This is a genomic window from Campylobacter sp. FU_520 (assembly GCF_025772385.1).
Lineage (GTDB): Bacteria > Campylobacterota > Campylobacteria > Campylobacterales > Campylobacteraceae > Campylobacter_D > Campylobacter_D lari_C.
In genome coordinates this window covers 1-18,870 of the sequence record NZ_JAKMRZ010000004.1, presented here as the reverse complement: position 1 = coordinate 18,870, position 18,870 = coordinate 1, and the positions used below count along the sequence as shown (strand labels likewise).

22 protein-coding genes are annotated in these 18,870 nt (G+C 29.2%); 14 read left to right on the top strand and 8 right to left on the bottom strand.

Annotated features, from left to right (window positions below; all coding sequences use genetic code 11):
• Both thiH and L8W55_RS02210 read left to right on the top strand, forming a co-directional pair.
• Positions 1-1,134, top strand: coding sequence for a 2-iminoacetate synthase ThiH (gene thiH / locus L8W55_RS02215; protein WP_263677122.1), 1,134 nt, complete (start codon positions 1-3; stop codon positions 1,132-1,134).
• A complete protein-coding gene (locus L8W55_RS02210; protein ID WP_263677121.1) occupies positions 1,124-1,738 on the top strand; it encodes a thiamine phosphate synthase in 615 nt (204 codons plus the stop codon). Before thiH ends, L8W55_RS02210 begins: the two co-directional genes overlap by 11 nt.
• A 4-nt stretch (positions 1,739-1,742) precedes the next feature.
• On the opposite strand, the gene L8W55_RS02205 is transcribed toward L8W55_RS02210, so the two are convergent.
• A complete protein-coding gene (locus L8W55_RS02205; RefSeq protein ID WP_263677120.1) occupies positions 1,743-3,104 on the bottom strand; it encodes a DASS family sodium-coupled anion symporter in 1,362 nt (453 codons plus the stop codon).
• A 204-nt stretch (positions 3,105-3,308) separates the two neighbouring features.
• On the opposite strand from L8W55_RS02205, the gene mapA reads away from it, so the two are divergent.
• From mapA to L8W55_RS02175, 6 genes are all read left to right on the top strand, one after another.
• Positions 3,309-3,956: an outer membrane lipoprotein MapA gene (mapA, locus tag L8W55_RS02200; protein ID WP_263675524.1), complete on the top strand. Its 648-nt coding sequence runs from the start codon at positions 3,309-3,311 to the stop codon at positions 3,954-3,956.
• A complete protein-coding gene (locus L8W55_RS02195; RefSeq protein ID WP_263677119.1) occupies positions 3,953-4,534 on the top strand; it encodes a ComF family protein in 582 nt (193 codons plus the stop codon). The genes mapA and L8W55_RS02195 overlap by 4 nt, the downstream gene beginning before the upstream one ends.
• A 21-nt stretch (positions 4,535-4,555) precedes the next feature.
• Complete coding sequence (gene gyrA, locus L8W55_RS02190; RefSeq protein ID WP_263677118.1) at positions 4,556-7,123, top strand: DNA gyrase subunit A; 2,568 nt, start codon at positions 4,556-4,558, stop codon at positions 7,121-7,123.
• A gap of 61 nt (positions 7,124-7,184) precedes the next feature.
• Positions 7,185-7,703, top strand: a complete 519-nt coding sequence (locus L8W55_RS02185; protein WP_263675521.1) for an LPP20 family lipoprotein — start codon at positions 7,185-7,187, stop codon at positions 7,701-7,703.
• On the top strand, positions 7,679-8,125 hold the full coding sequence (locus L8W55_RS02180; RefSeq protein ID WP_263677117.1) for a hypothetical protein: 447 nt from the start codon (positions 7,679-7,681) through the stop codon (positions 8,123-8,125). Before L8W55_RS02185 ends, L8W55_RS02180 begins: the two co-directional genes overlap by 25 nt.
• Before the next feature lie 62 nt (positions 8,126-8,187).
• Positions 8,188-9,390, top strand: coding sequence for an ABC transporter permease (locus L8W55_RS02175; RefSeq protein WP_263677116.1), 1,203 nt, complete (start codon positions 8,188-8,190; stop codon positions 9,388-9,390).
• 13 nt (positions 9,391-9,403) lie between these two features.
• On the opposite strand, the gene L8W55_RS02170 is transcribed toward L8W55_RS02175, so the two are convergent.
• From L8W55_RS02170 to L8W55_RS02160, 3 genes are read right to left on the bottom strand one after another with little or no spacing between them, the layout of a single operon-like run.
• On the bottom strand, positions 9,404-9,961 hold the full coding sequence (locus tag L8W55_RS02170) for an SCO family protein (RefSeq protein ID WP_263677115.1): 558 nt from the start codon (positions 9,959-9,961) through the stop codon (positions 9,404-9,406).
• A 3-nt stretch (positions 9,962-9,964) separates the two neighbouring features.
• Complete coding sequence (locus L8W55_RS02165) at positions 9,965-10,411, bottom strand: hypothetical protein (protein WP_263677114.1); 447 nt, start codon at positions 10,409-10,411, stop codon at positions 9,965-9,967.
• Entirely contained in the window at positions 10,411-10,830 is a 420-nt protein-coding gene (locus tag L8W55_RS02160; RefSeq protein WP_263677113.1) for a copper chaperone PCu(A)C, read from the bottom strand. The genes L8W55_RS02165 and L8W55_RS02160 overlap by 1 nt, the downstream gene beginning before the upstream one ends.
• A 102-nt stretch (positions 10,831-10,932) precedes the next feature.
• Between L8W55_RS02160 and L8W55_RS02155 the strand changes: the two genes are divergently transcribed.
• From L8W55_RS02155 to L8W55_RS02145, 3 genes are read left to right on the top strand one after another with little or no spacing between them, the layout of a single operon-like run.
• The gene (locus L8W55_RS02155) at positions 10,933-11,925 is read left to right on the top strand and encodes a L,D-transpeptidase family protein (protein ID WP_263675542.1); all 993 of its coding nucleotides are present in this window, start codon (positions 10,933-10,935) and stop codon (positions 11,923-11,925) included.
• The gene (locus L8W55_RS02150; RefSeq protein ID WP_263677112.1) at positions 11,925-12,932 is read left to right on the top strand and encodes an alanine racemase; all 1,008 of its coding nucleotides are present in this window, start codon (positions 11,925-11,927) and stop codon (positions 12,930-12,932) included. The genes L8W55_RS02155 and L8W55_RS02150 overlap by 1 nt, the downstream gene beginning before the upstream one ends.
• Before the next feature lie 37 nt (positions 12,933-12,969).
• Positions 12,970-13,179: a hypothetical protein gene (locus L8W55_RS02145; RefSeq protein WP_263675514.1), complete on the top strand. Its 210-nt coding sequence runs from the start codon at positions 12,970-12,972 to the stop codon at positions 13,177-13,179.
• Between the two features lie 5 nt (positions 13,180-13,184).
• Here L8W55_RS02145 and L8W55_RS02140 read toward each other — a convergent pair whose 3' ends face one another.
• Genes L8W55_RS02140 through hemB form a run of 4 tightly spaced genes read right to left on the bottom strand, consistent with a single transcriptional unit; the run spans position 13,185 to position 17,265 of the window.
• On the bottom strand, positions 13,185-14,453 hold the full coding sequence (locus tag L8W55_RS02140; protein WP_263677111.1) for a (Fe-S)-binding protein: 1,269 nt from the start codon (positions 14,451-14,453) through the stop codon (positions 13,185-13,187).
• 1 nt (position 14,454) lies between these two features.
• The gene (gene hemN, locus L8W55_RS02135) at positions 14,455-15,810 is read right to left on the bottom strand and encodes an oxygen-independent coproporphyrinogen III oxidase (RefSeq protein WP_263677109.1); all 1,356 of its coding nucleotides are present in this window, start codon (positions 15,808-15,810) and stop codon (positions 14,455-14,457) included.
• Complete coding sequence (locus L8W55_RS02130; protein ID WP_263677108.1) at positions 15,797-16,282, bottom strand: DUF2603 domain-containing protein; 486 nt, start codon at positions 16,280-16,282, stop codon at positions 15,797-15,799. Before L8W55_RS02130 ends, hemN begins: the two co-directional genes overlap by 14 nt.
• A 2-nt stretch (positions 16,283-16,284) precedes the next feature.
• On the bottom strand, positions 16,285-17,265 hold the full coding sequence (gene hemB / locus L8W55_RS02125; RefSeq protein ID WP_263677106.1) for a porphobilinogen synthase: 981 nt from the start codon (positions 17,263-17,265) through the stop codon (positions 16,285-16,287).
• Between the two features lie 70 nt (positions 17,266-17,335).
• On the opposite strand from hemB, the gene ribA reads away from it, so the two are divergent.
• The 3 genes from ribA to L8W55_RS02110 are packed head-to-tail and all read left to right on the top strand — an operon-like array spanning position 17,336 to position 18,842.
• Complete coding sequence (gene ribA, locus L8W55_RS02120) at positions 17,336-17,896, top strand: GTP cyclohydrolase II (RefSeq protein WP_263677104.1); 561 nt, start codon at positions 17,336-17,338, stop codon at positions 17,894-17,896.
• Entirely contained in the window at positions 17,893-18,486 is a 594-nt protein-coding gene (gene rsmG, locus L8W55_RS02115) for a 16S rRNA (guanine(527)-N(7))-methyltransferase RsmG (RefSeq protein ID WP_263677102.1), read from the top strand. Before ribA ends, rsmG begins: the two co-directional genes overlap by 4 nt.
• Positions 18,480-18,842: a hypothetical protein gene (locus tag L8W55_RS02110; RefSeq protein WP_263677100.1), complete on the top strand. Its 363-nt coding sequence runs from the start codon at positions 18,480-18,482 to the stop codon at positions 18,840-18,842. The genes rsmG and L8W55_RS02110 overlap by 7 nt, the downstream gene beginning before the upstream one ends.
• Positions 18,843-18,870 lie beyond the last annotated feature (28 nt).

Sequence of the window (18,870 nt, the reverse complement as noted above, 5' to 3'; positions counted from 1 at the left end):
ATGCAAAAATATCCTCATATGCAAAGTATTGAAAGTGAAATTTTAACTAAGGTTTTAAAAGAAGTTGAAAATTTTAATGAAAGTAAATTTAGCGCTTTTGATGTAAAACAAGCTTTAGCTAAAGATTATCTTAACATAGATGATTTAAAAGCCTTGCTTTCAAGCACAGCAGAAGATTTTATAGAAGATTTAGCACAAAAATCAAGCTATGTTACTCAAAGACACTTTGGAAATTCCATTTCACTTTTTACACCTTTATATCTTTCTAATTTTTGCAATAGCAAATGTACTTATTGTGGGTTTCAAAAAGGAAACAACATTAAAAGAGCTAAGCTAAATGAGGCTGAAATTCACAAAGAAATGCAAGAGATTAAAAAAAGTGGTTTGGAAGAAATTTTACTCTTAACAGGTGAGGGTAGGGAATATGCTAGCGTAGAATATCTTGCCAAAGCTTGTGAAATAGCAAAAGAGTATTTTAAGGTTGTTGGAATTGAAGTTTATCCTATGAATGTAGATGAGTATGCACTGCTTCATGAAAAGGGTTGTGAATATGTAAGTGTTTATCAAGAAACTTATAATCAAAAAACTTATTCTAAAATTCACATTGAAGGTGAAAAAAGTGTATTTGAGTATCGTTTTCATGCGCAAGAGCGAGCGTTAAAAGCGGGTATGAGAGGGGTTGCTTTTGGAGCTTTACTTGGCGTGGACGATTTTAGAAAAGATGCTTTTGCCACGGCTTTACATGCGTATTTTTTACAGCAAAAATACCCTCATGCTGAAATAGCTTTATCTATCCCTAGATTAAGACCTATTATCAATAATAAAAAAATTCACCCAAAAGATGTAAGCGAAACAAGACTTTTACAAGTTTTGTGTGCTTATAGATTGTTTTTACCTTTTGCAAGTATTACGATTTCTACGCGTGAAAGAGTAGGATTTAGAGACGGAGTTATTAAACTTGGAGCTACTAAAATGAGTGCAGGTGTGAGCGTGGGAGTGGGTGAGCATCAAGGCGATAAAAAAGGCGATGATCAGTTTCAAATTAGTGATATGCGTAGTGTTGATGAGGTTTTAGCTATGCTAAAAAATGCAAATTTGCAAGCTATAATGAGCGATAGTATTTATGTGGGATAAAAAAATTATTGCTATTAGTGATAGTCAAAATACGCAAGGAGATTTTTTAAATTTTATTGAAAAACTAAGTCAAAGTAGTATTGATGCTTTAGTGCTTAGAGAAAAACATTTAGATGAGTTAGAATACGCTAAATTAGCCAAAGAAGTATTAAAAATTTTTAATAAAACTCAAAAGATTTGCTTTTTGCATTATCATTATGAAGTTTGTTTAAAATTAAATCATCAATTTTTTCATGCTCCTTTATTTGTTTTACAAAATTACCTACAAAGCTATAAAAAATTTGAGCTTTTGGGTACTTCCATCCATTCTAAAGAAGAATTAGATTTAGCTTATAAGCTTAAAGTAAGTCATGTTTTTTTTGGGCATGTATTTAAAAGCTCTTGTAAGACTGATTTGGCTCCAAAAGGTATAAAAAATTTAAAAGATTTATTAGAAGTTTCAAAAATACCCATTTATGCCATAGGTGGCATAAATACTCAAACTATAAACCACTTAAAAGATTTAAATTTAGCAGGTGTGTGTATAAGAGAAGCTTTGTATAAAAGTGAAAATGTAAAAAAATATATTTTAAGATGTAAAGACCTTTTAGTCCAAAAGGACTAAAAGATTATAACCAGAAGAAATATGCAATTATTGCAAGGCTAATTGAACAGAATATATTTAGTATGATTCCTACTCTTACCATTTCTTGTTGTTTGATATGACCAGTACCAAAAACTATAGCATTTGGTGGTGTAGCAACTGGTAGCATGAAAGCACAAGAAGCGCCAATAGCAATAATTAAAGCAAGTCCTAAAGCAGGAACACCTAAAGTATCTGCTATAGAGATAAACAAAGGCACAAGCAAGGCTGCTGAAGCAGTATTTGAGGTAAATTCTGTTAAAAATACTATAAAAAATGCTATGATTAAGCCTATAACAAATAAATGTCCATTTTCTATAAATGAAATAATGGTATCAGCCATAACCTTGCTAGCACCTGAATCTTTTAACACTACACTTAGAGTAATACCTCCACCAAAGAGCATTAACACGCCCCAATCAGTATTTTTTTGTACATTTTTCCAATCAATTACTTTAAATGCACATACTAAAACAGCTGCAAGCAAGGCAATAATTGCATCAAGATTTGCTATTTTATGTCCAAAAATACTTGTGATGATAGGACCTATATTGCCACTAAAAATCCAAGATAGCGCAACCACTAAAAAGATTATTAAAGTGATGATTCTAGGTCTTGTAAGTTCTATATTTTCAGTGTGTAAATCAACTTGTAGATTAAACCTTGGTTTAAACATAAAATACAAAATCAAAATCATTGCAGGTAAAAAGATTAAAACAATAGGAATACCATATTTTAACCATTGTGCAAAACTAATGTGTAATTGAGTAGCAACGATAGCATTTGGTGGAGTTCCTACTATAGTGCCTATACCACCTATACTCGCACTAAAAGCTATACCTAAAAGGATAAAAACATAAGTGTTTCTATCTTTTTCTGGGTCAAGTGAAGCTAACATACCTATAGCAAGCGGAAGCATCATGGCAGCTGTTGCAGTATTGCTCATCCACATAGATAAAAACGCAGTGGTAATAAAAATATACAAACTAGAAAGGCCTAAGTGTCCTTTTGCTAGGGTTAAAATTTTATGTGCAATTAGCTTATCTAGTTTTTGATGATGCATAGCTGCAGCTAAAGCAAAACCACCAAAAAATAAAAAGATATTTGAATCAGCAAAGCCGGTTAAAGCTTTAGCAGTAGGTAATAATCCTAAGATGGCTGCTAAAACAGGCACTAAAATAGCTGTAATAGTAACATGTAAAGCTTCGCTAAGCCATAAAATAGCAATAAAAACTAACAATGATAAACCTTGATTTACTTTAGTTTCGCCAAAAGGGGAGAAATAAAGCAAAGCGATAAATAACACCAAATCAGCAATGACTATGAGTGTTTTTGTATTTGAACTCATTTTTAATAACTCCTTTGAAATATTGTAGTTTTGTAACATATTCTAAATGAATTTTCTTTTAAATGTCAATTTTTATATAAATTTTTTTATATAAAACTTTTCTTGTGTGAAAAAAAGTAAGTTTTAGTAAAATTTATTTGTTTTTGGTATAATTTTTGCTAATTAAAAATCATCTATAAATAAAGATGATTCTAAGGAAAGAACATGTTTAAAAAAATATTTATATTGACTCTAGCTTTATTTTTTAGTGCTTGTGCCATAAATTCTAAAAATCAAGGTGTAGCTAAGGTTAATGAAGTTATAAAAATTCAAGCACAATGTTATAATCCTTCTAGCCCTAAAGCCTATGAAGCAAAAATTAAAGGCCTTGTATATATTAGTGATGTAGGGCTTAAGTATTGTGCAAACAAAAGAACGCTTGATAAAAGTGTTTCTTTGAAAAAAGTTTATATTCATAGAGTGTATGATTTAAATGAGAACTTAAAATATTCTTCTTCTAATGGAAATAATTATTATATTAATGAGAATTTTAACTACTATTTTTATGTGTTTTTAAAAGAAGAGTTAGAAAATAGAGGTATAGTGGTGGTTGAAAATACACAAGATTCTCCTTATGTTTTAAAAGTGGATTTAAGTTTTAATGATTTTTATTCTAAATTTGATTCTAATTCTTTATTTTCAATTATTGCTAGTCAGCTAACATTAAAAGATATTAATACTAATAAAACTATTAATATTAAAACTAAACAAGAAGTTAAAGGTTTTTATAATATAAAAGATTTACCTTTCTTCACTCAGCTTCTTATAAAGCAAGTGGCTAATAAATCCGCAGATATCATCAGCTCTTTGTGAGGTGTTTTAACTGCCATGGATTTTCCTTTGCGAGCTTTTGTCCAGCTTGCAAGGAAGAGCTTTTAGAATATTCTTTGGGTATAAGAGAACTTGAGGGAAATTTTAAAGTTTATTATTTTTATCAATATGAACAAATTAAACATCTAATTTATTTTAAACACAAATTTCAAGGATATTTTGTTTTAAATGCGCTTGCAAAATTAAGCTTTGCCAAATTTAAAGATTTTTTTCAACCCTCTTGTGAAATTAATGCCATAGCCTTAGATGATAAAACATATAAAAATTACTCTCATACTGCTATTTTAACTAAACATTTAAAAACTCAATTTATAAAACCTATGTATTGCACCTTACAAGCTAGTTCGGAATTTAAATATAGTGGAAAAAGCTTGCAATTTCGTAAAGATAATAAAAGATCTTATAAGCTTTTAAAGCGTCCAAAATATCCTGTAATTTTAGTAGATGATGTGGTAACTACGGGTTTAAGTTTGCTTGAAGCAAAAGAGTTTTTAGAAAAAAATAATATCGAAGTACTTTTTGCTTTAGTTTTAGCTAATGCAAAATTTGATACAATATAGGCATTAATTTTAAGGATTTTTATGGAAAATATTTTTACTAAAGATTCAGATATTGAAAATATAGATATAGAAAGTTCTATAAAAAGTAGTTATTTAGATTATTCTATGAGTGTTATTATAGGTCGTGCCTTACCTGATGCTAGAGATGGGCTTAAACCTGTTCATAGAAGAATTTTATATGCTATGAATGATTTAGGTGTGGGAAGTCGTAGTGCGTATAAAAAATCAGCGCGTATAGTGGGTGATGTAATCGGTAAATACCATCCACACGGTGATACAGCTGTATATGATGCTTTAGTAAGAATGGCGCAAGATTTTTCTATGCGTTACCCAAGTATAGATGGACAAGGAAACTTTGGTTCTATTGATGGAGATGGCGCTGCTGCGATGCGTTATACTGAAGCTAGGATGACGATTTTAGCTGAAGAGCTTTTGCGTGATATAGAAAAAGACACGGTTGATTTTATACCAAATTATGATGATTCTATGAGTGAACCTGATGTTTTACCTGCTAGGGTGCCAAATTTATTACTCAATGGTTCAAGCGGTATTGCAGTAGGTATGGCTACTAATATTCCTCCGCATAGTTTAAATGAGCTTATTGATGGCTTACTTTATTTAATTGATAATAAAAACGCAAGTTTAGAAGAAATAATGCAATTTATCAAAGGACCTGATTTTCCAACTGGTGGTATTATCTTTGGTAAAAAAGGTATTATAGAAGCTTATCGCACAGGTCGTGGTAGGGTAAAAGTAAGAGCAAAAACTCATATTGAAAAAAGAGCTAATAAAGATATTATTGTTATAGATGAACTTCCTTATCAAACTAATAAAGCAAGATTAATAGAGCAAATTGCTGAACTTGCTAAAGAAAAACAAATTGAAGGTATTGCTGAAGTTAGAGATGAAAGCGATAGAGAAGGAATTCGCGTGGTAATTGAGTTAAAACGTGATGCTATGAGTGAGATTGTGTTAAATAATCTTTTTAAATCTACTACTATGGAAAGCACTTTTGGTGTGATTATGCTTGCTATACATAATAAAGAACCAAAAGTTTTTTCTTTAATTGAGCTTTTAAATTTATTCTTAAATCATAGAAAAACTGTAATTATTAGAAGAACTATTTATGAATTGCAAAAAGCTAGAGCTAGAGCGCATATTTTAGAAGGTTTAAAAATTGCATTAGATAATATTGATGAAGTGATAACTTTGATTAAAAACTCTCCTGATAATCCAACGGCTAAAAATTTATTAATGCAAAAATTTGGCCTAAGTGAACTTCAATCTAATGCTATTTTAGATATGAAATTAGGCCGTTTAACAGGGCTTGAGAGAGAAAAGATTGACAATGAATTAAGAGAATTATTAGCAGAAATTGAAAGACTTGATCAAATTTTAAAAAGCGAAACTTTGCTTGAAAATTTAATCAAAGATGAATTAAAAGAAATTAGAACCAAATTTGATGTACCAAGAATCACTCAAATTGAAGATGATTATGATGATATTGATATAGAAGATTTAATACCAAATGAAAATATGGTAGTTACCATTACTCATCGTGGTTATATCAAACGTGTCCCAAGTAAGCAATATGAAAAACAAAAACGTGGTGGTAAAGGTAAGGTCGCAGTTACAACTTATGATGATGATTTTATAGAAAGCTTCTTTACAGCAAACACACATGATACTTTGATGTTTGTTACCGATCGTGGGCAACTTTACTGGCTTAAAGTTTATAAAATTCCTGAAGGAAGTAGAACTGCTAAAGGTAAAGCTGTGGTTAATCTCATTAATCTACAAGCAGATGAAAAAATCATGGCAATTATTCCAACTACTGATTTTGATGAAAGTAAATCATTGTGTTTCTTTACGAAAAATGGTATTGTAAAACGCACAAATTTAAGTGAATATCAAAATATTAGAAGCGTGGGTGTAAAAGCGATTAATCTAGATGAAAATGATGAGCTTGTTACTGCAATTATCGTAGCAAGAGATGAAAGCGAAACGCAAGAGCAAAATTATGAAGAAAATTTAGAAAATGAAATGCTTGAACCTAATGAAGAACTTGAAAATGTTAGCGGTAAAATGCTTTTTGCAGTTACTAAAAAAGGTATGTGTATTAAATTCCCGCTTGCCAAAGTTAGAGAGATTGGTCGTGTAAGTAGAGGGGTAACTGCGATTAAATTTAAAGAAAAAGATGATGAGGTTGTGGGTGCTGTTGTTATAGAAAATGACGCTCAAGAAATCTTAAGCGTAAGCGCTAAAGGCATAGGCAAGCGTACTGATGCTGGAGAATATAGACTTCAAAGCAGGGGTGGTAAGGGTGTAATATGCATGAAACTTACTGCTAAAACAAAAGACTTAATCGGTATAGTTATAGTCGATGAAAGTATGGATTTGATGGCATTAACAAGCAGTGGTAAGATGATACGTGTTGATATGCAAAGTATTAGAAAAGCAGGTAGAAATACAAGTGGTGTAATTGTTGTTAATGTTGAAAATGATGAGGTTGTAAGCATTGCTAAATGTCCTAAAGAAGAAGATGAGGAATTAGATGCTGAAACTAATATGGATTTAAATTTAGAATAGTAAAATTTTTGGAATGCTTTTTGCTATTTTAATAAAATCAAATAAATTGAAGGTGTAAAAAATGAAAAAAGTTGTTTTTATGTTTTGTTTGGCTTTGGGTTTTAGTGCATGTGCGCTAGATCAAAGAGGTGTGAATCCAAATCAAACTCAAGCTGCTCAAGCTGCAAGTTCTGATGTTGTGGTTCAAAAAGTAGACAAAGATGATGTGCGTAATATCATTAGAGAAGAAAAAATGCTTGCAAATGATACAAGCACAGACAATGATCTAACTTTTACAGCAGTGGGTGAGGGTATTGCTCCTTTAAATACAGTTTCTGTTGGTCAAGCTTTAGCTTTGGCTAAAAGAGCAGCAATCACTGATGCTTATAGACAATTAGCTAGTAAGTTATATGGTGTAAGAGTTAATGGTAAAGATACAGTAAAAGATGCAATGCTTAAAAGTTCAACTATTACAGCGCAGGTAAATGGTTTGATTAAAAATGCAAGTGTGGTTGATCAAGATTTTAAAGATGGTCTTTATAGAGTAAATGTAGAACTTAAAATCGATGCTGACAAGTGGAAAGAATTGTTTGCTTATTAATCCTTATAATTTTTAATGCCACTGCCCAAGATGAATTTATATTTTGGGCAGAACTCTCTAATAAAAATTTTATCCTTTATCATCAAAATGAAACTATTTCTATAGCTATGACTAAAAGCAAAAAAAAGAATTTAGAATATGCTTGTGAGTTAGTTTATACACCAAGTGATTTAAAATCTTTAATACGCAATGATTTTGGTATGGTAGATGAAGAGCAAATGACAAAGTTAGATAAATTTAACTTTTTAAATAATCATAAAAATGATTTAATTGATTGCTTTTTTAATTCAAAAATAGATGTAAAAGATTTTGTAAAAAGTGAACAAGCAAGTGCACAAAGTGAAACTTATGTGAGAATTTTGCCTTTAAGATTTATAGTTGAATTTCACGATAATAGTGCCTTTGTATATTATCTTAAATAAATACAAAGCTAGCTTTTATAAAAATCAAGTTAAAATACTTAAAAAAATATTAAGAGTATAAAATGCAAAAAAGTATCCCTCGTTATTTATTATTTAAATATTTGCGTTTTGATAAAGATCAACCCTTTATCATGCTTTCAAAAATTTTAGCTTTTTTAGGTGTGAGTATAGGACTTTGCGTGCTTTTAGTTGCAATGGCTATTATGAATGGCTTTGATAAAGAATTTGAGAGAAAACTTTTTACGATGAATTATCCTATCACTATATTACCGCGTTTTGGAGCAAGTGTGGATGATAAATTATTGCAAGAATTAAGAGCTAAATTTCCAAATTTATTATTTAGTCCTTATATTGCTACTCAAGTGATAGCAAGAAATGATTTAAAATTAGAAGGTGGTATGCTTTTTGGGGTTAATTTTGAAGATGAAAAAAAGATCAATGAAGTAGTAGCGCAAGCTTTAGGAGATAAAAAATTAGATAATTTTGATATTTTAATCGGCAAGGGTTTAAAGGATGAATTTGGACTTGATTATAATGAAAAAATTACTTTAATTTTTTCAAATCTAAATGCAAGCGGGCTTTCGCTTATCCCGCAGGTTAAAAGATTTGATGTTAAGGCTAATTTTTCTTCAGGACTATTAGCCTATGATAAAGCTTATATGTATACAGATGCTAAAGCCTTAGCTAAAATTTTATCATATCCCCAAGGAAGTTATGATGGAGTGCATGTGTATTCAAATAAACCCTTTGAGGATATTAAGCAAATTGAGGCTTTTTTGGGTGCAAGATATGCTAGTATAGGTTGGTGGGAACAAAACGGGAATTTCTTTGCAGCACTTGCTTTAGAAAAAAGAGCTTTGTTTATAGTATTAATGTTGATTATTTTGGTTGCAAGTTTAAATATAGTAAGTTCTTTATTAATGATAGTGATGAATAGGCGCAGTGAAATAGCTTTATTGCTTTCCTTAGGAGCTAGTAAATTAGAGATTAAAAAAACCTTTTTTTCTTTAGGATTTTTAATAGGTGGAAGTGGTATTGTAGCAGGTGTGATTCTTGCAGCTATAGCTTTGTGGGTGCTTGGAAATTTTGACATTATTTCTTTGCCAAGTGATGTTTATGGTATGAGCAAATTGCCTTTAGAACTTTCTTTAGTTGATTTTTGTGCTACACTTTTTGGAGCTATTGTGATTGTAAGTTTATCTTCTTATTATCCTGCCAAAAAAGCAACTCAAGTAGATATTTTAGATACTTTAAGAAACGAATAAATTGTGTAAAAATTTATTCGTTTAAGAATTTTTGAATTTCATTGAAAAAGTTTTCATAGCTAATATCTTTTATGGTTTTAATAAATTTTCCCTTTTCATCAATCAGATAAAATTCGCCACTATGTGCTATAGAATATCCCATAGCAGAATCTTTAAGATTGATTTTTTCATATACCACACCATAATTTTTAGTAACTTTTTCTAATTCTTTTTCATCTTTAGCAACTAAAGCTGTAGAATTTGGGTAAAAATATTTTACCCATTGACTAGTTTGAGTTAGATTGCTATCTCTTGCTGGATCTAGTGAGATAAATATCACATGAGCTTTTTCTTTATTTGGCATTTTTTCTAAAACATTAGCAATTAAGGCAAGTTCACTAGGGCAAACATCAGGACAATATGTATAACCAAAATATACAATCAATTTTTTACCGATAAAATCTTTTAAACTAAGCACGCCTTTTTCAGAATTTAAGTGAAAATTGTATTTGTTATTTTCAAAATACTGCACAGATATAAAAAACACCCCAAAAATTACCACAATTAATAAAAAAATATTTATTTTTTTCATACTTTACCTTTTTACATCAAAGTCAAAATAAAAATCTAGCGGAGTTTCATCATCAAAAAGCTCTATTCTAAAACGCATTATATCTAGTGTGCAAGAACTTAAAACTAATTTAGCATGGTAAATGTTGTTAGTTTTTTCAAATTGTGGAACAATATCTCCCATATACATATTAAGTCCATAAACTCTAGCGTTTAGTTTTTTAAACTCACCCAAATTAGTGATATTTAAATCAAGCTCGTTTAATGCGGCTATAGGCTTTGGATTTAAATTTACTAATACCTTTTTATCTTTAAAATTATACTCACACTCTTGGGTATTTAGATCGCATGCTAAAGGCGTTAGAGTGGTGATTAACTCTCTTTTTTTTCCGGTATTTGATGAATTAGTATAAAAATAAGCCCCACATATAGCAAAGACTATAGCTAAGGCAAAGACAAGTAGATTTTTCATTATTTTTTAATGCTTCTTGACTTGATATCTTTTAGTTTGATTGTGCTATTATCATCAAAATAAAGCGTTAAATTAGCTTTTGTTTGCGGTGTGATATTTTCTTTAAGATTTAATACCATAATATGCATGCCACCTGGTTTAAGTTCAGCACTTGAATTAGCTTTTATAGTAATTTGAGGGATTTGCACCATCATTTTTTTACCATTTTCCATGATATGATCGTGAATTTCAGTTGTATCACTTAGTGAACTTTGGGCTTTGATGAGTTTTATGTCTTGATTAGAATTATTTTTAAGTTCTAAAAAAAAGGCTGTGGTTTTAGAATTTGGTGGAGTTTGTCTTACATAGGGATCATTTACAGTGATGTTGTTAGCCAAGGTAAAAGTGCTTAAAAGAGCTAAGCTGAGTATTTTTTTCATTATTTTCCTTTATATTTTTAGTCAATTATAAACATTATACACGGAAAAAATTAAAAATATATTTATTGTAAAAATATTATAATTAGCTCTTTGTTGTTTTAAATTTTAGTAGAAAGGTATAAATTGTTTAAAATTATATTAGCATTGTTTAGTTTAGCTGTATTTGCAAATGCAAGTGAACTTGCAAAAATTTATTTAAATCAAGGTATTAATGCGGTTGAAAAGGTATTAGAACAAGAATTAAGTAAGAAAGATTTTTGGCTTGATGAGATAAAAGATAAAAATGTTAGCCTTGGTTACTATGAAGAAAATGTTGCAATCGTTTTAACTAATAAAAGTGATAAAATCATTAGAGTTTATCATTATAATAATGGCAAAGTAGAAAAGAAATTTATTCAAAAAGATGTTTTAACTGGTTTGGCTGGAGATAAAGAAGTAGAAGGGGATTTAAAAACCCCTATAGGTTTTTATGAACTTGGAAAGAAATTTTATCCTGGTGATCCATATTATGGACCATTTGCTTTTGCAACAACTTATCCAAATGTTTTAGATAAAACTTTAGGTAAAACAGGTGGTGGAATTTGGATTCATGGTTATCCTTTAGATGGAACGCGTTTAGACACTTATAAAACTAGAGGTTGTATTGCTGTACAAAATGATTTATTAGAAGATTTTAATAAATTAGTTGCTGATAGAAAAGCTTATGCAATGACAGAGGAGAAAAATAAGGTAAGAGCAAATCATGAAGAAATAGCTATTTTATTAGCAAATTTGTTTGCTTGGAAAGATAGTTGGCAAAAAAGTGATATCAATAAATATTTATCTTTTTATGATAAAAATATATTTAAACATAAAAATAAATTTTCATATGAGCAGTTTGCAAAAAATAAAGAAAGAATTTTTGCTAAAAAAGAAGAAAAAACTATTAAATTTTCAGATCTTAGTATAAGTCCTTATCCAAATGAAAAAAATGAAAAGATTTTTAGAATAGGATTTTATGAAGATTATCGTAGTACTAATTATAAATTTAAAGGAGAAAAAGTTCTTTATGTTAAGCTGGTTGAAGACAAAATGCAAATTTTAGCTGAACAATAATGGCTTATATAAAAATTAATCGCTTAGCTTATGAGTATAATCTTGACCTAATAGCCTCTAAGGCTGGGGGTTATGAAAAAGTAATTTGTGTTTTTAAAGATAATGCTTATGGACATGGAGCTAAGCTTTTAGCTCCTATAGCTAGAGCAAAAGGTATAAATTTTATAGCAGTAAAAAATGAAGCTGAAGCAAAAGAGCTTGAAAATATTTTTGATAATATCTTAATTTTATCTCATCATCCACATGGCAATGAAAGCGAAAAATTTATTTATGCTTTAAATGATAAAAATGATATAAAAAAGCTTAAAAAAAATACTAAAATTCATTTAGTCATAGATACAAATATGCATAGAAATGGAATTTTGCCTGAAGAAATTCAAGAAGTGATGCAAGAGCTAAAAAGTAATAATTTGATACTTCATGGAGTGATGATGCATTTTGCAGGAAGCGATGAAGTAGATGCAAGTTATTTTGTACAAAAACAAAAATTCCAACATGCTAAAAAATTAATTTATGATTTATTACAAGAAGAGGCTAAAAACTTAGTATTTCACTCTCATAATTCTGAAGCCTTATTTAGAGCAAATACTTTAGAAGTTGATGAGTATTGTAGAGTAGGGCTTGTACAATTTGGTTATGCGCATTTTAATAAAGACTTGCGTAAGGTTTTGAGTTTATGGGCTGAAAAATTAAGCCAAAGAGTGTTAAAAAAAGGTCAAAGTGTTGGCTATGGTGGTATGTATAGCGCAAAAGAGGATCTTGAAATAGCAACTTATGATTTAGGTTATGCTGATGGGCTTTTGCGCTATGATGGAAAAAAAGATTTTTTTCTTCCTAATGGCAAAAAAATACTTGGAAAAATGTCTATGGATAGTTTTTCTTGTGAAAATGATGGTGAGATGATTTGTGTTATGAATGATGCAAATGTTATGGCTAATTTTTTCAATACTATTAATTATGAAATTTTAGTCAAACTTTCTCCTACTTTAAAAAGAATTGTAGTTTAAGATAAAAAATACTAATATATCTAAGGAGAGGTAAATTATGGCGTTTTTAAACTGGGCTATTTTAATTTTATTTTTATTTATAGTGTTTTTACTAATTAATCGCTATGAAAGGAAAATAAAGATTTTATATAAAAATATAGAAATCTTAAAAAATGAATGCAAAAAAAATAGTGAAAACATAGAGCAAAATAGAATTTTAATAGAAAAAAATAGGTCAAATATTGAAAGCATAAAAAATCAAGATTAGTTTTACTAATCTTGAAGTGATTTTGCTATTAATTCTAAAGGATGTAAGAACTGTGTGGATATTTTTTCATACTCTAGTGCATTTGAGATTTGCATTCTGCAAGCTGAGCATTCTGCGCTAATGATTTCTACATCACTTTTTTGTATATTTTGAGCTTTTTTTATACCAACTTGCAAAGCTTTTTCATAGTGATCCGTTTGCATACTCACTCCACCAAAGCCACAACATTCATTTGACTTGATAAGCTCTTTAAAGGTATAATTTTGCTTTAATAAAGCTCTTGGTTCTTTAAAAACTCCTTGCATTTTTCTTGCATGGCAAGGATCATGATATGCAATTTTTGTATTTATTTTTTTCTTTGTTTTTAAAAGTTCTTCTAAATTAGTGTATTCGTAAAAATATTTTGTTGCAAGTAGTATTTTACTAGAAATATTTTTAGCTCTTATTGCCCATTCTTCATCTTTTTGCATATGGAAAAAATGTTCATAGTCTATATTAATCATCGCAGAGCAGGTTGCTTCTGGGACAATGATATAATCTAGTGTTTTTAATTTTTCCTCAAAATAAATGATATTTTTTTTAGCTAATTTTTCTACACTGCTAAAATCTCCGGTAAAATAATGAGGAGCGCCACAGCAAGATTGATCTTTTAATAAATCCACATTGATTTTAAGATGCTTACAAATTTCAAGCAAAGCAAAACCTGTATTAGTGTAAGAATAATTAGACAAACAACCTATAAAAAGTCCTATGGTTTTTTCACCTTGATTGTTTATAAAATCAGGATTAGAGGTTAAAAAACTTTTCTTAGCTAAAGAAGGAAGTAAACGATCTTTTTTGATTAAAGGTAGGCTAAATTTAGCTTTCATTCCTAAATTTTTATCTTGCAAGCTAAAGGCACAACTTTGAAAAACATAGCCAAATCTTGCTAAAATATCTAAAATCCTTCTGTGTCTTAAAAAAAAGAAAGCAAGTTTTTTATACCATGCTATACCAAATTTTTGAGCTATATCAAAGCGTACTTTTTCAATAGCACTATCTACTCTTAAATGACTTGGGCAAACTTCAACACAATTTGTGCATAAAAAACATGATTCAAAAGTTTTTTTAAGATTTTTATCAAGTTCTAGTTCTTGATTTTCATAAGCACTAATTAAATCTAAAAAACCACGAGGAGAAGTACTCTCATCGCGGTTTATTTCATGTATAGTACAAACTGGTATGCATTTGCCACATTTTACGCAGGCATTAGAAATTTCATTAACATTTAGCATATTAAACCGTTTTAGAAAATACTTTTTTATCTTCGCTAATGCGTTTTAAATATTTATCAAAACACATAGCAATATTACGTATTAAAAGTACTCCCGTTTCATTAACTTTGATATAATTTTCATCTATAGTAACAAATTCGCTAAGCTCCTCAAGTTCTTTTAGATCTTGTTGAAAATATTCAAAAAAATCAATCTTAAATTTATTTTCTATATTTTTTATATTAAGGGCAAAATTACTCATAAGTTCCATAATAACAGCTTTTCTTAGTTCATCATCATCATCAAGCATAATACCTTTTTCGCAAGGTAATCTACCCTCATCAATAGCTTTTTCGTAGCTTGGCATGTCTTTGAAATTTTGCATATAATGTCTTTTTCCTTCGCCTATGCTTGTTAAGCCAATGCCAATTAAATCAGTTCCACCTTTTGTAGTATAACCTTGGAAATTTCTATGTAAGCTACCATTTTCTAAAGCTTTAAAAAGTTCATCTTGTGGTTTTGCAAAATGATCCATTCCTATCATTTTATAACCATTTTGAGTTAAAAATTTTTCACAGTATTCTAAAATCTGAAGTTTTACATCAGGGCTTGGTAATGTGCTTTCATCGAATTTTCTCATATTTTTTTTAAGCCAAGGCACATGTGCATAGTTAAAAATAGCAAAACGATCAGGATTGATTAGTAATGCTTTTTCTAAAGTTTGCTTAAAACTTTCTAGGCTTTGATAAGGAAGACCATAGATTAAGTCCATATTTACTGAGTTAATTCCTTTTTTTCTTACCATATCTACTGCATTTTTGGTTAATTCAAAAGGTTGAATTCTATGAATTTCCTTTTGAACTTTTTCATCAAAATCTTGCACGCCAAAACTAATACGGTTAAAACCATTTTGGATCAAAACATCAGCTTGTTCTTCATTTAAAAATCTAGGATCAATCTCACAGCTCACTTCACTATCTTGGGCAAAATTTGGAAAAATACTTTTTATTTTTAAAATCAAACTTTGTAATTGTTTGGCAGAAAAGAAAGTGGGTGTACCACCACCAAAATGCATTTGAGCTACTTCTCTTTGAGTGTTGATGATATTTGCTAAAAGATCAAGCTCTTTAAAAAGATAGTTTAAATATCTTTCTTTGCTTTCTTCTTTAGCAGTATATATTACATTACAACCACAAAAATAACAAGCACTTCTACAAAAAGGTAAGTGAAAATACAAAGACAATTGTGCTTTTTGATCTTTTAAAATTTGTATATAATCTTCATATTTAAACTGAGTGTTAAACTCCACTGCAGTGGGATAAGAAGTGTATCTTGGGCCTGCTTTAGAGTATTTAACAAAGCTTTTATAATCTTTCATTTGGCTTTACCTTTTGCATCATTTCTTTCATATCAATAAATAAATTAGGATGTTTTATATGAATATTGCTGATTAATTGATCTAAATCAATATTTACTTCTTTTATACCTTTGGCAACTTGATGTTTAATCTCATCCATAGCAACCGTCCAAACATCATTAAAGTCAATAGGAATTTGTTGATAAATAGCCTTTTCTAATTTAAGCTCAAAATTATCTTTTTGCATTTCCTTGGCATTTTGCAAAAACTCGATTAAGGTTTTTACAGAAAACATAGTCTTAACATCATCATTTTCATCTACTATAAACCATGGTTCAGGTGCTAACTCATGACCATTTTTTAGACTTAATTTTTTTTCTTTTTCATTAATATGGGTGAGATGAAATATGGTTTGATTATGTTTTTCTATGCCTAAATAGCTTGATAATTCGTTGATAATATCTTGGGAACTTTTTTTACTTAGACTATTCAATCTTACTCCTTGTTTAATAATTTTGCAATTTCTTTTGCATGATAAGTTATGATAAGCTTAGCTCCTGCTCTTTTAAATGCAAACATAGTTTCAAGTACTATTTTTTCATAGTCAATCACACCTGCTTTTTGTCCCGCTTTTAATAAAGCATATTCTCCACTTACATTATACACACAAAGTGGAAGTTTGGAATGATTTGCTATATCTTTAACTACATCTAAATATGCAAGTGCTGGTTTAACCATCAAAATATCAGCACCTTGTTTTTCATCTTCTAAGCTTTCACATAAGGCTTCTTTACCATTAGCAAAATCCATTTGATAGGTTTTTCTATCTCCATAACTTGGTGCAGAATCAGCCACATCTCTAAAAGGCCCATAATAAGCTGAGGCAAATTTAGTAGAATAAGCCATAATAGGTAAATTTTCAAAACCATTTTCATCTAAGGTTTTTCTTAAAGTTTCAATAATACCATCCATCATACCGCTTGGTGCTATCATATCAGCGCCGTTTTTAGCATGAATTAGAGCTTGTTTGGCTGAAATTTCCAAAGTTAAGTCATTGTCTACGCTTTTGCTTTTTGGATCAATAATGCCACAATGACCATGATCGGTATACTCACAAAAACAAAGATCAGTAATCACTACTAAATCAGGAAATTTTGCCTTAATAGCTCTTAGACTTGTAGCTATCAAACCATCATCACTTAATGCATCACTGCCACAGCTATCTTTTTTAGAGCTTTCCAACACACCAAATAAAATAATCGCTTTAATACCAAGATTAACTAACTCTTCGCATTCTTTTAAAATTTCATCTAAGCTCATTTGAAACACACCTGGCATAGACGTGATTTCATTTTTAATATTAGTGCCATTGACAACAAAAAGTGGATAGATTAAATCATCTAAATTTAAGGTATTTTCTTTTACTAAGCTTCTAATATTCTCATTAAGTCTTAATCTTCTGAAGCGTTTAAACATAAATTTCCTTTTTGTTTGTTAAAATTGCTTAAATTCTAGCATATTTTTTATAAAAAGGTAAAGTAAAATAATGACTATTCAAATTTCTGAAATAGCAAAACTTCCCACTCGTTTTGGAGAATTTAATATACAAAGTTTCAAAGAAAATGATAAAGAACACCTTTGTATTTTTAAAGGAAAATTAGATAAAGAAGTTAATATTAGAATTCATTCAGAATGTTTAACGGGTGATGTTTTGGGAAGTTTAAAGTGTGATTGTGGAGAACAGCTTGATTTTTCTTTAAAATATATCCAAGAACATGGTGGCATGGTGATTTATCTAAGACAAGAAGGAAGAGGCATAGGACTTTTTAATAAAATTAATGCTTATGCTTTACAAGATAAGGGTTTTAATACTATAGAGGCAAATCATCAATTAGGTTTTAAAGCAGATGAGCGCAGTTATGAAATAGTAGATTTTATACTCAAACATTATAAGATTTCTAAAATTAATCTTTTGACTAATAATCCTGAAAAACTAAATTCATTAAAAGAAAAAATTAATTTAAGGGTGCCTATTTTGATAAAGGCAAATCGTTTTAACAAAGATTATTTAGAAATCAAATACACACAAATGGGACATTTAAATTGAAAAAATACGAAGAACAATTAAATTTTTTAAAAGATTTTGCAAATAAAGATGATTTTTTTAAAAAAATCACGCTCTATAAAGAGTTATTAGAAAAATTTAATGCTGTGCATAATTTAACTCACCTTGAAAACATAGATGATAATATTATTGATAGTGTTAAAATTTTAGACTTTTATGGTTTGACTGATAAAAAAAAGATTATCGATATTGGAAGTGGGGCTGGTTTTCCTGCATTATTTTTAGCTTGTATTTTGCAAGATAGTGAATTTTTTCTTTTTGAGCCTAGTGCTAAAAAAGCTTCGTTTTTAAGGGTGGTTAAAACTGAACTTAATTTAATAAATGCGAACATTATAAAAGAAAAATTACAAAACTATCCACCTTTTAGAGTAGATTTAATCACTTCAAGAGCTTTGATGGATATAAAACCTTTAGTAGAAATTTCAAGTGGTTTTTATAATGAAAATACTTTGTTTTTACTTTATAAAGGTAGTGAGGTTTATGATGAATTACAAGGATTGAAAGATTATAAAATTTTTAATCAAGGCTTTAGGAATTACTGTCTTTTAAAGATAAAGGAAAAAATATGTTGATTTTTGGACATCCTTTGATAAATATGCAAAAATTTAGTCATTATGAAAATATTTTTATCAAAACAAATGTAAATTGTTTTAACTATAATGAGCAAAATATAAAAAGTGCAAAAGAGGAAAAAATAGACTTTGCTATATATGCTAAGAATGAAGAAGAAATTTTACTTTCAAATGCATTGGGTGCTAAATATATTTTAATAGAAGATGAGAATTTGGCAAAAATTGCTTCAAAAATGGCCGAGTTTTACATGTTTGATTCTAAAATTTTATTTTTGCTTGATACTTTTAAAAACAATCTAAAAAAAGCTTACGAGTTATGCGTTGATGGGGTTTGTTTAAAATCTTATATTGGGTAAAGTTAAACCCTTGATGGGTTTAACTTCT

Bases quoted from the DNA above. Each gene is read 5' to 3' on its own strand.
- thiH (WP_263677122.1), top strand. From the start codon at position 1: ATGCAAAAATATCCTCATATGCAAAGTATTGAAAGTGAAATTTTAACT.
- L8W55_RS02210 (WP_263677121.1), top strand. From the start codon at position 1,124: ATGTGGGATAAAAAAATTATTGCTATTAGTGATAGTCAAAATACGCAA.
- L8W55_RS02205 (WP_263677120.1), bottom strand. From the start codon at position 3,104: ATGAGTTCAAATACAAAAACACTCATAGTCATTGCTGATTTGGTGTTA.
- mapA (WP_263675524.1), top strand. From the start codon at position 3,309: ATGTTTAAAAAAATATTTATATTGACTCTAGCTTTATTTTTTAGTGCT.
- gyrA (WP_263677118.1), top strand. From the start codon at position 4,556: ATGGAAAATATTTTTACTAAAGATTCAGATATTGAAAATATAGATATA.
- L8W55_RS02185 (WP_263675521.1), top strand. From the start codon at position 7,185: ATGAAAAAAGTTGTTTTTATGTTTTGTTTGGCTTTGGGTTTTAGTGCA.
- L8W55_RS02175 (WP_263677116.1), top strand. From the start codon at position 8,188: ATGCAAAAAAGTATCCCTCGTTATTTATTATTTAAATATTTGCGTTTT.
- L8W55_RS02170 (WP_263677115.1), bottom strand. From the start codon at position 9,961: ATGAAAAAAATAAATATTTTTTTATTAATTGTGGTAATTTTTGGGGTG.
- L8W55_RS02165 (WP_263677114.1), bottom strand. From the start codon at position 10,411: ATGAAAAATCTACTTGTCTTTGCCTTAGCTATAGTCTTTGCTATATGT.
- L8W55_RS02160 (WP_263677113.1), bottom strand. From the start codon at position 10,830: ATGAAAAAAATACTCAGCTTAGCTCTTTTAAGCACTTTTACCTTGGCT.
- L8W55_RS02150 (WP_263677112.1), top strand. From the start codon at position 11,925: ATGGCTTATATAAAAATTAATCGCTTAGCTTATGAGTATAATCTTGAC.
- L8W55_RS02145 (WP_263675514.1), top strand. From the start codon at position 12,970: ATGGCGTTTTTAAACTGGGCTATTTTAATTTTATTTTTATTTATAGTG.
- L8W55_RS02140 (WP_263677111.1), bottom strand. From the start codon at position 14,453: ATGCTAAATGTTAATGAAATTTCTAATGCCTGCGTAAAATGTGGCAAA.
- hemN (WP_263677109.1), bottom strand. From the start codon at position 15,810: ATGAAAGATTATAAAAGCTTTGTTAAATACTCTAAAGCAGGCCCAAGA.
- hemB (WP_263677106.1), bottom strand. From the start codon at position 17,265: ATGTTTAAACGCTTCAGAAGATTAAGACTTAATGAGAATATTAGAAGC.
- ribA (WP_263677104.1), top strand. From the start codon at position 17,336: ATGACTATTCAAATTTCTGAAATAGCAAAACTTCCCACTCGTTTTGGA.
- L8W55_RS02110 (WP_263677100.1), top strand. From the start codon at position 18,480: ATGTTGATTTTTGGACATCCTTTGATAAATATGCAAAAATTTAGTCAT.